We start from the raw sequence: 15,604 nt of genomic DNA on the forward strand, positions 1-15,604 counted from the left end.
TTATCGGGATTGACAAATGTCTGGCTCTGATCCACAATCATCAACCAGCGAACCCAAGGCTAAGTTAATCGTCAATCACTGCCCGCATGATAGGGGTGCAATGTAAGGGCCGGAAGGCATGATCAGTAAACAATAAGTGCCGGACATCTTTATAAGTGTATTTTTTAACGGTCGTCAGTTGGATCGTTGGCACTTTGGGGAGATGGGATTGAAGTATTTTATAATGCACCTATAGTCCATACCACCTATACAGCCATGATATACCAATCTATCCAATGGCCACTCTGGTAAAAGTTGATCCAATTATTTGATTCAGATAATTCAAAGTATCTCTTTTCAATTATTTCTTTTCTACAGAGGCTTACCAGTATCTCCCTAAGCAGATATTGCTCACATTCCCTCATAAGGTGGGCATACATAAAGAGATTGTCCATTATCCCTTTCTTTTTCTCCAGCTGCATTAATTTTACACGCTCATATAGCTTCGCCTCATAGCCGACTAAGCTATATGAAGAGAAGTCAATGTTGGGCGCTCCTATTTTAAACTTATATCCTGAGTTCTTTAATTCTGTAATAAGCTGCTTGAACTTATAGTAGTCCTGCTTGGCAGTGGTAGTAATTATGTCGTGGTATCGAGTATTCAGCTCCTCAATTTTCGCTAGTAGGTTCATTTTTATTCCATTTTGCTTTTAAATCTTTGGTTAGGTTGGCCTTGTCATTGCCAATGTAAGGGGTCATCTGCTTAACAGACGTGTGGCCGGTGATGGCTTTTAATTGTTCAGGGCGCATACCCCATTGCAAGCTCAGGGAGATGAATGTTTTTCTTGCGGTGTGGGTACCAATGAAGCTATACTTGGGTTGGGTCAATTGTATGCGCTCCTTGCCGGAGTAGTTGACCTTTGTGATAACAGTATCGATCTTAACCTCCTTGGCTATCTTCTTAATATTCCTGTTGACAATTACTGCGCACTGCCCGGCGAACACTATGTCATTATCATTTATGTCCTTGCAGTACCTGTCTAATATTCCCTCTGCAATGTCCAGGATGGGAATATAGATAGGGTACTTCTTGTTTCCTTTCTGTTGATACAGCACCCATTCTTTTGATGGCCCGTTTTCAATCAGTCTTATGTCCTGCTTCCTTAGGCTTAGTATGTCGCCAATCCTCTGGCCGGTATAGCACTGGAACACAAAAATGTCTCTTGATTTTGCTTGTCCTGAACTCGATCCTTTATAACTTTCAAATTTAGCAAGCTCACTTGCATTAAGGTAGATCGGCTCTGGCTCATCCGTCTCGCATTTGAACCTCTTGTACTCATTATTGGTTACGTATTTCTTAGGGTGGATCTCTGCCCATGCAAGGAATGTCTTTATGTTTCTCAGGTTCTTGCCAATGGTATTATTCAGGTGTTTCTGTACTTCTATTGAATAAGTCCTATAGTCCAGGTAGAATTTCATAGTCATTTTTTCAAACGACAAGGCATAGTTCTTGCTCTCAAAACCTTCAAGGGACTTTCTTGTCGAGTTGTACTTGGTGATAGTCGCGCTTTTTGTTCCTTTGGCCTTCTCTTGCATGAACTCTTCAAATACTTTCCAGAAGTTGATTTTCTCTACCGGCTTTGCTTTCTCTCCAATGAATGCTCCTACCATTATCTTCTTAATCACTTTGGGAGTGATCGGGCTGTCATTGGTCAACAGTATGAGGTAGTCCCGTTCAATCTTCAATTTCGCCTTCTGCAAGAATGCATTGAACTCTAGCCTGTTCGGATATTTCCTTGATGGTTCTTGCAAGTTGAAATCCCAATCTGCAGGCCTTATTTTCAAGCCGGTATTGATCTTTACATATACTGTGTTTACAGTACATCCGATATAGATAGAAGTAGGATTAGGGTTATAAAAACTGTCGATATTCTTGCCTGCTTTCCGTTTACGTTTTGCTGCAATTATATCAACTCCCTTTTGAAATGTTGAATCCAATAGGAAATAGAAAATTATTTTTCTCATTGTTTGCTGCTGAATTGTGAGGGTCGTTTGTCCTTCGGTATTGAGCGTTTGTCTTCCGGTATATCCACCGGTTTTTGTCTTTTGTACACCTGTTAAATCACCTGCGATTGGCGTTTGTCTTTCGGTATTATATCCCGTTTGGCGAACGTTATGAGGGGAATTAAAATTTCTAATTGCGTAGCCCATATCAAGGTCATTATTTACCCTCAATTTTAAAAATGAATTATGCTACATACTGCATAGTCTTGCAGCAGCATGTAGCATATTCATATTAGGGGTTCTCTTCCGTATCGAGGGTGTTTGCCGGTAGCGGCTTCGCTTTAGGGATACCAAGGGTTTTTATTGTAACCCCTTCTGCATTCCCAGCAATTAGCATTACGCGTTCATTGCTTTTTACAAATTGGTATTTGACCAGGTACTCCCACATAAAGGTTATCAGCTGTTGGTGGTGCGTTTCATTTTTAGCGATGATGTATATTCCCGATTGGATAACCTCGTCAACTAGCATTATAACATTTTGTCCTAAATCGGCTACCAGTTCCTTTACCCGGTCTTCATGGGTGTATTGATAGTTTGTAACCTGCTGCTGAACCATTACAACACTATCTGCGCTTATCATCTCCAGCACCTGCTTGACCTCGCTTGATTTGATAAATGAAGACCCTTTGCCTGTCGGTAGCTTTTTGCATGATGGCATCACGCCGGTGTCCGGATCTAAGAAGATGATTTGATTAACAGTGCTGTCGATCAGTGGGGTCAACAGCTCGAAATATGCCGCCCTTTCTTTGTGGTTGAAATAGTTGATATAACCGGTGCGGAAATGACCAGCTTTTGTATTATTGCGACCGGCCGTAACCTTTGATACAATCCCCTGCGACTTAAACAATTCGCTGATATCACTTACTGCGGTATCGTCGCCGTAAAAATTGGACTTCATTAATTCAAGCAGTTCTTCATTCTGGCTACCCAGTCTAAAATTCGTAGCGTTTCGATCACCCTTGTTACGCGTCAATGGCTCTGTAACCATGGATACATACCATATGGGAAATTCGAAGTGCAGGGCTGTTTTTATCAGGGCATCATATTTTGTCAGGCAGGATGCATTGCCAAGAAATCTGTTATTCATTTTGTTGTTGATTTGGGGATTAATATTTGTTTGCTTTGGGTGTGCTTTGATGGCATAGCAGGAGGGGGCAAGGCTAATAAAATCAAAAACCGTTTGGCGGTTGGCCTACAAACGGTTTGGTGAGAAATATAGATGGTGCCTGGGCAACATCGGCAATAATAACATTGGGTAAACATCGATATATTTTGATTGTTTCTTCTACGGTACAAAAAAAATACACGGAGCTTAACCGAACAAGTATTGGCATCCGGTGGGCTGGTTGAGGTAAATAGTGCCGGTTTTAAGAAGCTATTATTCTTTTGGCTAGGGACATCGGAGCGTGCTTTCGCCTTACTCAAATACCTGGAGGACAAGGAAACACCACAGAAAAGCCAAGAAGGCATATTCGGAGCTTCGTGGATATATTAAAACCGGCTACAGAGATGGCGATATAATTTCCTGCAGGAAATTATATATTGTCCGGTTAACCAAGGCTTATTATCTTTATAGCGTAACCAAACCACTCAAACTATACGGCTTCGGAAAAATAAACTACATATAAAGAGATAGCGAAATTTACTGTCCCCACCTCGACAAACCACCAAAATTTTAAAAGTACCGGGAATAGTAGGATTCCGCGCCCCCAAGGGCGTGGGCTTCCTGCATTCTGGGTACAAGGGACTTGGTGGTTCCTTCGAGGTCAGGTACAGAGAGGTTCCACGCTCCTTTATTTACCTAAACACACAAACAACAGCCATTCGGAACCTCTGGCATCACCACCCACGATGAGGTATGCATGCTCATTCAAAGAGATAGTTAACCCAGCCAATAATTCCCCACCCTTCACCGGCACTCACTTCCGACAAGTGAATTTATACCCTGTATCAAATATCTCGTAAAACCACCAAATAATAAGAAAATGAAGAAAATTTCAATTCTGATAGCCACGGCCATCACACTATCCGCATGCTCTGGAAACAAAGATTCAAACGGCCAAGATAATGCTCCTGCACCACCTGAGCCAATGCAAACATCTGCACCTGCGCCAGCTACCTCCAGCAGTGACATTGTTATTTCCCATAAGGACACCGGTAAAACTGCAAATGTTTTATTTCTGGTAAAGAACATTGTTGAGCCGCCACTCGATCGCAGCAAATCTTTTGGGCATGAAAATGCTAACAACCCGGAAGACAATGAAAAATACATTGCAGTTCAGGTGTGGGTCAAGAATGTTTCAAATAAGGAAGAAACTATAAGCCAAGATGAATTCAAGATAGTTGACCAATCAGACGCAGAGTTTGCAGAGCATTCCGGATTTACAGAACATAGGAAAAAGCCAATCCTTTTTAATGAAGCGGCAAATGGGGTAACTCTTAAACCAAACCAGTCTGCATCAGGTTGGATCACATTCACGACGGATATCAAAGCCAAAGCCAAGAAGATTGTTTATTCAAACGTAACTGTAAACCTCTAAAAATTAATTCAATGAAGAAGTTCTTATTTATAGTGGCTATTGTAGCCACCGGCCATAGTATTGGCTATAGCCAGCAGCACATTACAACATATTACGACCCATACAAGAAGTTTAAAGAAGAGGATTATTTTCTGGATAATAATGCGCAGATGCACGGGAAATATACCTCCTATTTTAGGGATGGTTCATTCAAACTTGTCTTAACTTATATACATGGCAAAGTCAATGGTAAGGGTATCACCTATTACTTCGATGGCGGATCAAGGGGGATTGCGTCAATAGCCAACTATAAAGATGATGAACAAGATGGCCTACAACAATATTATTTTGATAATGCTCCAGAGCCATCGGTGGAGGGTCATAAACCGTATGTGGTTGTAGAAGAATTATATCAAGGTGGAAGTATTACGTGGCGGAAAATGTATGATTTTGAAAATGGCAAACGGTTTCTAGCTAAACACGAGTTAATTGCCCAAGGTATAACAAAAGGGTATCTACCCAATGGCCACCAATACTACCAAATTGCCGTAGATGGGGTAAACTTCCAGGATGGAAGTAGTAACACCAACAAAATTTGGTTTATGGCTAAGGACGGGAAGAAAAATGGTTTATACAAGGAATGGTTTAGAAATGGTCAGATAGCGGATTCCTGTTACTACCTGAATGATTTACAAGAAGGCGTTGAAACGGGTTGGTATGATAATGGCGGGAAGAGATTGCGTTGTAGCTATGTCGGCGGGAAGAAAAGTGGAATTGAAACAGCTTGGCATATTAATGGGGCATTAGAATTCTCGGCAAATTATACCAATGGGAAAATTCAGGGGAGAGTTGATGTCTTGGATCCTAGCGGTGTTTTAATAAGTTCCGAAAACTATATCGAAGGCGATCGACAGTTATCGAACAGTGATGTCCACAGAAGTATCGACCTCATTAGAAACAGTGACTATTCTCGAGCTAATAAGATGTTGGCTCTAGTGGAAAATGCCGGTATTCTAGGATATGATTCTGCAGTAGTGGCACTTGGTCTGTTCATGGACTACTATATAATTGACCATTTTGGCTATTCGGAAAACCTCATATTCTGGATAATGGCTCATCACCCTACGAAGCTAACTGCTAATGACTATATCAAGTATAGCAACTATCTTAAACGAAACGACAAATATGACCCAAGTTCAGTGCTAGATTCTGCAATCAAGAATGTCCCAGACGACCCGCGAATCCAGTTCCTATATGCTCATAACCGTCACGCATTTAGCATTGCAAACAGATATAACGACGACTCGTACAAATTTTATGAAATATGGATGTCTCATTTAGATAATGGAGATGAAAAAGTTGGGCTATTGGAAGCTAAGGGTGTGATTATGGTACACGACTTTAATTTGCTGAAAAATACAAATTGCAACACCGAAGAGTCAAAACGTGCAACTCAAAAAATAAAAAGTGATCTCCAACCCTTTAATAAACTAAATGTTTATACGGATGATATCATAAAGATTATAAAGGACTACGAAGATGGCTGCAAGTTTGAAATAGCACCCCGGTAATCAGTTTACAATACTCAGAGGCCAATATAGCACCAGAAACCTAAGTGTAGTACAAGTACAGGTCGAAGAGGTTATATTGGCCTCATTTTTCTCTACGGCGATATCCGGTTCTATTCTTTCACCAGCCGTTGCACTACTTTTTTGTCACCTGCGGTAAGCTCTACCATGTAGATCCCAGGTGCCTGGTTACTCAATGAAATGCTTACCGTACCACTTTGTCTTACACCCAGATCTTTACTGTATATACTCACTCCAGACAGGTTCATCACACTTACACTTGTCTGCTCTTTCTGAGCTGTAGTAAAGGTAATGTTCACTTCATCAGTTGCAGGATTAGGTAACATATTTACATGAAGGCCATCGTCTGCAGTCTTGCCCGTTACGGGTTTCATGCTGAGTTCAAACCTTGCATCACCTTGCGTTGCCTTGTCCCTGCTGACGGCGAAACTGTATTCAGCACCAGCATTCATTTCGATATAGCGGTCCAGCAGCTTGTCGTGCAGAAATATGGTGCTGCCTGATGGCATCACTACATTATCAGCCCTGATGATGAACTGCTGATCATATGCACTTGAAATACCCAGTGGTATCACCCGCTCATTTCCAAACGGTCGGGCATCTATAGCCAGTTTGCGTTTGTCGGAAGAAAGGCTATAAAATGTGAAGTCAGTGCCCATTGGTTTCACCGCATCGTACTTGTTTTCCTCAGCCTCAGTTACGTTGTCGTTGAACTGAATACGCAATGCATCCCATAGGTGATAGTTGCTGTCATAGATAGACAGCGTGAGATAGTCAGAAGGCATTTTGAATAGGTAATTGTCATATACCGCCGCTTTATCGCTTTCCACAAAATTGAGAGAGTCGCCATCGTGACCTGCACGCACCTGGAAACAAGTGTTGGCAGCTATGTTGTAGGGAATAGGTGACGATGTTCCGATGGGTATTGTTACGAAGTTGCCCCCCGCTCCCAATGTGGGGTCCCACACGTAAAATGCGGCACCCTGTACATTGCCGGTCTGAGCAGCATAATAAAGAACAGTACCAATATCAACCGGTGACGGGTAAGGATTACCTATCATGTTAAAAGACTGGTGTAACGGGTTAGCAGCACCTTGTGCCAGGAACACCGTTTGAGGCCCCTGGTTAATGTTACCAGACATTTTAACTGTTACCTCCGCCGGGTCGTACATACCGTAGTAACCAAGATACCCAAGGCCTTCGCCTTTTGCACCCCTGAAGAATAAACGGATACCCTGATATCTTTTTATCTTATTGCTATCGGCAGCTGATGCATTGATCTTTGTAAATGGCTTCCATCCGGGATCATACCCCATGGTATCATTCTCCGTGTAAGGATCGAGCCTGAATGCCGATGGCGCATTACTTGCTGTTGAGGTAAAGCCACTGCCGGCACCCCCCGGCCCGGTAATATCAATGTATCGTTGTACCTGGCTGAGCGATAACGAAGAATTAAACGGATGACTCCAGAAACGGTACCTGCGGTAGTGACCCTGTACATATTGGTCCACCTTCACCTTTCCGGATATTGAACCACCTGATGCAGGTAAAGCAGCTATTCTTGCAGTGCTCAATGAATCGCCTGACGCCAGTTCTAGGCTATCATTAGTAGTTAGTGTGCCTGCGGTAATGTAAAGGGTATTACTTATAACAATACGCGACCCCGTATCTATTGTTGCACCGGCACTATTGTTCAGCTCCAGATTGTTTATCGTACCCTTACCTTTAATAGTTTGATAGGAAGTATTATTCAACACCACTTTTCCTGCACCTGAAACCGTGCTGTTGTTAGTTAATGTACCTGACACTGCAAGTTCTGCACCACCATTAATATCCAGCGCAGAACCCGGGTTCAACTTAATGTTTCTGACAGTACCTGACACCGCAATTGAAGGCCCGAAAGTGGCCGCACCAATTGTTACATCGTCTGATACAGTAGGGACAAATCCGCAAGACCAGTTAGCGACATCGTTCCAGTCAGAAGAACCACCCAGCCATGTCATAAGGATAGGGTTAATGGCAATTGTATCTGTGAGCGCGGCAGAGCATGCCGGATTGTGAGCACCTAACATGTAATAGGTATGCGGTGCTGTGATGACGCCTGTTGACAAAGAATGGACAACCCCGGTGAAAGTAAATGAAACCGGCGTACCTCCATCAATTGAGTAGTCAACAATTGTGCCCGATGATCCTGAAAAATCTATATTGCCGGCATAACCCGAGCAAGGCTGACTGACACTTGTGACCGATGTAGCAGGATCTGTATATACGGAAACACTAACTGGATATACCGCGCTTGCACAAAGCCCGTCAGATACTGTCAGGCTCCCATTGAATGTACCGGGCGTACCAGCCGAAGGAATAATTAATGTAACAGATGAACCGCTTAAGGTAGCGCCCGCAAAATCAGCAAACCCGGCAGCATTGGCTGGCGCGTCCCAGTCTATACCGTAAACCGTCGGGCTTCCGGCAACGCCACTAAAGCTAACAGGAAGCGACGTGGACGGCTGGCATATACTACCAATTGTGCCAAGTGATATAGCCGGAGATTGATTTAATGTATCTGCACCCTGCATATCTGACTGGCAGCCACCTGGGCCAACGGCCACCACTTTATAAACTCCCGGAACAGAAACTGTTGCAAATGAGAATGGTGCTGTGGTACCACCAAATGTTGCAACGGTGGTAGAGGGTAGTCTTTTCAAAAGATAGTTAACAACAGACGACTGAGAACCATCGAGACCAACACTAAGACCGGCGGCGCTACAGCCATTGCCACCTGTCACGTTATAAGCCGATGGGTAGTCATTGACTGTTACGGAAGCTGTGGTAGCTGTAACTGTGCCACACATATTTGCAGCTGAAAGAGTATAAATGCCTGTATACAATGTCGACACAGTGAGTGATGCCGGATTTAATATAGTTGCGGAATATGCGTCAGGCCCACTCCACGAATAGCTTGTTGCTCCCGTAGCGGTTCCTGTTAGTGTCAGCGATGCGCCGGTACATAGTGAGCTTCCCGATGCGGTGGCTGTAACAGCTGACGGAGCTACGCTCACCACGGTGGTAACAGTATTGATACCCGTCGCTACACAACTGTTCACATCAGCTACCGTCATTGAATAAACCTGGGTAACCGGAGTTGCAGGAACTGAAGATACCGTAACGGAGACATTCGTCAGAGAACTGACGGTTGAAGAAGAATAACCCGACGGGCCACTCCAGGTGTACGTATATGGTGCAGTGCCTGAACTGATAGCAGAAACGAGCGTAAGATTGCTTCCCGCACATATTGCAGTAGCAGCCGACACAGCAGAAACAACGGGCGAAGGATTGACAGTTACGGTAATACTGCCCGATGCAGTGAATGTGCCCAATGAGGTAACAATACTCACCAGCGAATAGGTAGTAGTTGCAGGCAAGGTATCTACCGTAAAACCAACCCCGGTACTATTAATGGTTATTGACGCTGCAATTGCATGCCTGGTATAATTGATAACCGATCCAGGATTGCCATAAAAGGTAACGGTGTCCGGATTGCCGGAGCACAAAGTAGTTGCATTGGTAGTTATCCCGGCTTTTGATGAAGGTGCAGGCACAACACCTTTAAATTTCACCGAGGTGGTGCCGGTGGCAAGAGTTGTGACAGATGATCCGGCACCATTGTCCGCAACCTTTATCACTGCGTTTATTGGTGTGGCAGCAGTAGTAGCGTATATGGTATAAGGAACTGTAGTAAAATCAGCCGTGAGACCACGGCAAGCTGTAGTAGTAACGTTGTACGAAAAATTATAGGTGCTTCCTGTTTGGGTAAACTTCTGAATGCCGGCTACATCATCGGCTACATACATTGTTTTACTATCAGGCGAGATCGCAAACGCATAAGGACTACTTCCCCCACCCGATGTGATCAATGTGGACGTAGCTGAAGCAGTGGGTGTACCGGTACCCACCTGATAAATACCGGGAGAAGACACAACTGAAGATGTGTATAGCTGGCCGTTAAAGACGCCACTTACCCTCGTACTGTTGGGTGTAGACGACACCTGGGTATTGGCGGTCGCACCCATTAACTGGGTACCCGCACTTGTAGGCGTACCGGTAGAGCATCCGGCACCATAGTAGACGCTACCCGCAGCAGTGGCTGAGGAATAGTCATCATAACAAAACAAGGTGGTACCCGGTATGACAGATACTCTTGAATAGGCTTTAGATGGCAATACCGAAAGTATCTCTTTGCGAACACCTAAACCCGGAATGGTAGTTACACCTGCTACACCCGCCGTGGTGTCAAAACCAGCAACAATGATGTGTGTGCCTTCCGCATCCAGTGTCATAAAGCCCTGTTCCTGCACATGCCCAACCGGCGCCTGTGTGAGTTTAACATTGCCCGATGCTGTCGGAAAATTGACTGCGCTAACAGCCGTACCGGCCGTTGTATATTCAATAAGCGATACACTCGCAGATGATGTAGAATTTCCATTTTGCTTAAGCACAACGATATTGGCACTTGCAAAGGCATTGCTGACCACAACCGGAAAAGTTGCTGACACCGAACAACTACCCGTTGACAGGCTATAGCTCACAGTTGTGCTCCCTGCCGAAAGCCCGGTGATAACACCACCTGCACTGACAGAGGCAAAAGTGGGCGTGCCAACACTCCATGTACCGCCGGCATCTCCTGAAGAGGTCAGCGTGCTTATTTGTCCCGGTATAAGTGATGCAGCGCCTGATATGGTGCCGGCATTCGGCGACGGATTGATGGTAGTGGTTACTGTATTGACACCGGTGGCCTCACAACCGTTAGCATCCGTAACTATCAGTGTGTAAACCTGCGTAGTGGGCGTAGCCGGTACCGATGTAATAGTAAGGGAGTTGGAAAGCAAGGTAGATGTTGCTGAGTTGCTGTAAGACGAAGGCCCGTTCCATGTGTAGGCATAGCTGGGCGAGGTTGCCGAAATAGACGAGGTCAGATGCAAACCCGTACCTGCACATAGTGTGCTTTCCCCTGAAATGGATAGTATTGCTGGACGAGGTAATATAGTGACAGCAGCGGTGCCGGACATGCCAATGCTACAGCCAGACGTGCCGTCGGTTCCTGTAACCGAGTAGGTGGCAGCGGCAGTAACCGCGGCAAAACCAACGGCACTGCCTGTGCCCGCTACCGGGCTGCCAACCGGAGTTGCGCCATTGTACAATTGATAGTTTGTGCCCGACTGAGAACCGTTAAGCCCTATAACGATGCCCGTACCGCCCGTACAATAGCCGCCGGTGCCGGTTACCGTATAGATAGTTGGCGAACCAACAGTTGTTGTTACTGTATTTATTCCCGTTGCACTGCATCCGTTGGCATCAACTACCGACAGCGTGTATACAGGGTTCGCGGGTGCCGCCGGCATTGAAGTTGCATTTGCAGAGTTAGTTGTAGCAGACGATGCGGTTGATGCAGAAAAACCACCGGGGCCGCTCCAGGTATAAGTATAAGGCGTGATACCCGAGGTAACTGCTGTATTAAGGTGCAAGGTATTCCCTGCACACACTGTGGGGTCTGCATGTATGGTTGTAATTGCCGGTGCACCACCGGGATTCACGGTTATTGTAGCGCTGCCGGTTGCCAGAAAGGTACCCACCGATGTGGCAATACTGACAAGAGAATAAGTTGTGGTGCTTGTGGGTGACACACCGATAACACCCATACCTGTTGCATCAATTGTAACTGATAAGTTACCGGTACCATTGCTGTAAGTAACAGTAGACCCGGGATTAGCGTAGATAATCACAGAATCCAGGTTGCCGGAACAGATCAACGGGGTAGTTACCTTTATTTTTGCGAATGGAGATGGCGTAAATGAAACACCCCTGAAATTGTTGGTGCTTATAGCAGTAGCCAGTGCAGTAATAGGGGAGCTTGCGCCATTGTCGGTCATCTTTATAATAGAGTTGGCGGGCGATGCGGCTGTAGTAGCATAGAGGATGTACGGTGATGTTGTAAAGTCTACCGTGAGGCCACGACAATTAGTCGTAGTAACCTTGTACTGGAAAACGAATGTGCCCGCCACCTTTGAATATTTGAATATTCCCGCAGCATCATCGGCTATATACAGCGTATTACCATCAGGGCTTATAGCAAAGGCGAACGGACTTGCTCCGGTAAGCCCCGACATGTTGAGTAGCGTAGCTGTGGCCGATGTAGTTGGTATCCCCGAACCGAGAGCAGATATACCAGCGGGTGATTGACCTGAGCAATATAACTGCCCGTTGAATATTTGAACATTCCTTAGAAAGTTATTGCTGTAAACAGATGCCGGTGTGTTCATAAACATGATCCCATTGCCACCCAAACCTGATGCGTAGTAGTTTGCCCCATTGGCAGTGCCACCATTAATGTCATTAAAAGAATAGACGTCTTGCTTATAGGCAAGTGTGGAAGTTTTTAACGGGTCCACTATAAACAGCTCTCTCTTGTATGTCGCACTCGACTGCCCGTGTGGAGACGCTGTACCCGCCGGTGCGTCGTATCCCGGCACAATAAGATTGGTCTGCTCAGCATCAAGAGACATTTGCCCTTCAGATACGCGACTGGCACCGGCTGTAATTTGCACGGTGCCACTCGATGGAAGCACTACTGTATTAACCGTTGAACCCGTAGTCGTATACTCCAGCAAAGAAACCGCACCTGCTGCATCCGTGGTGCCGGCAACCTGGAAAACAACAAGATTACGTGGTGTAAATGCCGGCTTTACTGTTACCCTGGTAGTATAGTTCACGGTTCCACAGCCCGATACCGCAACCGCGTACTGAATTGTAGATGTATCTGTAGTACTGTAAGCTGCAGCAGTTGTTGCCGCCGTAACAACCCCTGTAGACGCATTTATAGAGGCTACTGAAGAAGAAGTGCTTGACCACACACCTCCGGTGCCGGCTCCGGCTACTGTTACTGTTATTATCTGTCCGGGCAAAAGCGTCAGCGGTCCGGAAATAGTACCCGCCTGTGGTGTCACTGTAAGATTCGTGCCATTATCCGTTCCTATAGTTGAGCTATTTACGACCCTTATCCTATACCCGCTTCCACCAGTCGCAGAGGCAGGAATATTTGCCATAATAGTACCTGATGTGGTACTGGTAAGTGTGCCAATGTTCAGCGGACTAGCAAAAGAACCGGCCGCATCTGATAGCTGCGCCGTGAAAATATTGCCCGCCGCAAATGTGCCGGTTGCAGTAAACGGCACATTAATGGACGCACCACTTGCACACAACGAACCCGAAACGGTGCCGGTTGCAATTGTTGTTGCAGCCGTTGCTGAGCCATCAGATATTTTAGACAAAAATTGGTCTAAAACCCCGCCAAACGTGCCCTGGAAGGCAGTTGCTGTAGCTATTCCTGAAGTGCTCTGGGTAAAACCCCCGACAAATATTGTATCAGTACTGCTTACAGCTATGGCATTTGCTGCGTCGGCCGATGGCCCTCCGAGGTAACTACCCCATTGCAGTGCTCCCGCCGAATTGAATTTAACAATTAACGCATCTGTAGACCCTCCATTTACGTTCTGGAAACCACCTGTAGCCACAGCTGACGTGGATGCTGTGCTGCCCGATATATAGACACTGCCATCAGAAGCAGTAGCACACGCATTGGCATTATCTGCCAGCGATCCGCCATAATAAGTGCTCCATAACAATATGCCGCCCGTTGCAAATTTGGCCAGGAATGCATCTGCTGTGCCTCCGCCATAAGTATTTTGCGCTACAGTTGCACTGCTGGCAATACCTGTAAGAGATGCTGTTGATCCCGAAAGATATACGTTCCCTGTATTATCAACAGTACAATTCACGGTACTTTCAGCCAGTTCACCGCCAAAATATTTACACCACAACAATGATGCTGACCCACTTAGAGATGTATTAAACTTGGCAAGGAAGCCATCCATAGTTCCTCCTCCGTATGTGCCTGTTGTGGCAACACCCAATGTTGAAGGTGTTGAGCCGCACAGGTATACATTTCCGCTATTATCTACAGCACAAGAGTGATAGCTTATTACTTCATTACCGGTACCACCAAAGTAGGTGCCCCATTGCCGTGCGCCGGAAGAATTAAATTTGGCTATGAAAAGATCATTCCCGGTTGTTCCTGATGGTGTAGTCCGGTATCCGCCCGATGATGCTATATTAGTTGTTGGTGTCCCTGTTACATTTGTTGTGCCGGATAAATATACATTGTCCGAAGCGTCAACAGCGCAGGTAGGTGTCCCTTCAGCATTATTGGCACCATAGTAGGTTGACCAGAGGCGGGCACCCGAAGCATCAAACTTTGCTAAAAACACATCGCTTGTACCGCTGATGGCAGTCTGAAATGCACCTGCTGTAGCAATGCTGGCACTAACTGTAGTTGTTGTACCTCCGCACAAATACACATTACCTGAATTGTCAGCAGCGCACAATGGCGTTGTTTCGTTGCCTGTGCCGCCATAATAAGTTGCCCATGCTCTTGTGCCATCCGGCCTGAATTTGACAAGAAACGCATCAGACGTACCGCCACCGTATATTAACTGGTATCCTCCCGATGCCAGCGAGGAGGCATTAGTAGCTATAGTGCCGGATAGGTATACATTACCCGATGCATCGGTTACACAGCCATATGCCTGTTCATTACCTGATCCGCCATAGTAAGTAGTCCAGCTTACAGACGGGTCAATGGTTAATGTGGCATTTGCCGGATATGCAGCCATGTCAAAGCCAATAATATTACTGCCATACAGCCTGAATTTTGTCGGAATACTTTTCCCGTCAGCAAAACTCACCGGAGGGGCCTCATTTACTTCACCCAGGCGCGTTTTCATCAGCAACTCGCCGCCATTGGTGATGCTTACCTTATCTGCATCTTTTATTTTTAACCGTATCTGGTCCGGGTTACCGCCGGGCCTTACCACAAAATCATATTTTATATGGCCTTCCGCACTATACACCACCCAGTCAATGTTAGGATATACTTCCTTATACACCACTTTTTCATAACTGGCAACGCCCGTAATACCGCCGGTGTTCATCCCGTTGAAAAAGTTTTCGGTATAGTTGCTCTTCTCCAGCTTAATTATTGATGCTGTTTTGCTGGCCCCGACCAATTCAAGAGAAAAACGATGGGTCTTAACACGCACATTTTCTCCTGTGTTTTTGTCATTGACCGCCTTTGTAAACTGGTAGTCTATACCTGCCGTTGTCAGGCAAAAGCTCATAACTCCTTTATGGCCGGTGAATAATACATCATTCCTCAGCCTGCCGCTGTGGTCGTATACCTGCCCCTTGTTTTCAGTAAAAAGCAATGGTTGCTGTCGTAGTTTTTGTGCGTAGTTTTCCAGTAGCCGATCATTGACCTTTGCAGTACATAAAAAAGAAAGCAGTACCGACCAAACGGTTATTATAGATAAAGAAAGTGTTTTCATGAGAAACTTATTAACC

The 15,604-nt window shown here is 45.5% G+C and carries 6 protein-coding genes; 2 read left to right on the top strand and 4 right to left on the bottom strand.

All coding sequences use genetic code 11. The features are described 5' to 3' along the window. Positions 1-245: 245 nt before the first annotated feature. The 3 genes from CJD36_RS11090 to CJD36_RS11100 form a co-directional block, all read right to left on the bottom strand. Positions 246-671: a hypothetical protein gene (locus tag CJD36_RS11090; protein WP_105039241.1), complete on the bottom strand. Its 426-nt coding sequence runs from the start codon at positions 669-671 to the stop codon at positions 246-248. Continuing rightward, complete coding sequence (locus tag CJD36_RS11095) at positions 649-2,190, bottom strand: site-specific integrase (protein ID WP_105039242.1); 1,542 nt, start codon at positions 2,188-2,190, stop codon at positions 649-651. Before CJD36_RS11095 ends, CJD36_RS11090 begins: the two co-directional genes overlap by 23 nt. A gap of 85 nt (positions 2,191-2,275) precedes the next feature. Beyond that, entirely contained in the window at positions 2,276-3,130 is an 855-nt protein-coding gene (locus CJD36_RS11100; protein ID WP_105039243.1) for a hypothetical protein, read from the bottom strand. 898 nt (positions 3,131-4,028) lie between these two features. Between CJD36_RS11100 and CJD36_RS11110 the strand changes: the two genes are divergently transcribed. Beyond that, the gene (locus tag CJD36_RS11110; RefSeq protein WP_105039245.1) at positions 4,029-4,583 is read left to right on the top strand and encodes a DUF4352 domain-containing protein; all 555 of its coding nucleotides are present in this window, start codon (positions 4,029-4,031) and stop codon (positions 4,581-4,583) included. A gap of 11 nt (positions 4,584-4,594) precedes the next feature. Then, positions 4,595-6,133 carry a toxin-antitoxin system YwqK family antitoxin gene (locus CJD36_RS11115; RefSeq protein ID WP_105039246.1) on the top strand — a complete coding sequence of 513 codons (1,539 nt, stop codon included), beginning with the start codon at positions 4,595-4,597 and terminating at the stop codon, positions 6,131-6,133. A 110-nt stretch (positions 6,134-6,243) separates the two neighbouring features. On the opposite strand, the gene CJD36_RS11120 is transcribed toward CJD36_RS11115, so the two are convergent. Further along, the gene (locus CJD36_RS11120; RefSeq protein WP_105039247.1) at positions 6,244-15,588 is read right to left on the bottom strand and encodes a DUF7948 domain-containing protein; all 9,345 of its coding nucleotides are present in this window, start codon (positions 15,586-15,588) and stop codon (positions 6,244-6,246) included. Between the last annotated feature and the right edge of the window lie 16 nt (positions 15,589-15,604).

The organism is Flavipsychrobacter stenotrophus (assembly GCF_002954265.1).
Classification (GTDB): domain Bacteria; phylum Bacteroidota; class Bacteroidia; order Chitinophagales; family Chitinophagaceae; genus Flavipsychrobacter; species Flavipsychrobacter stenotrophus.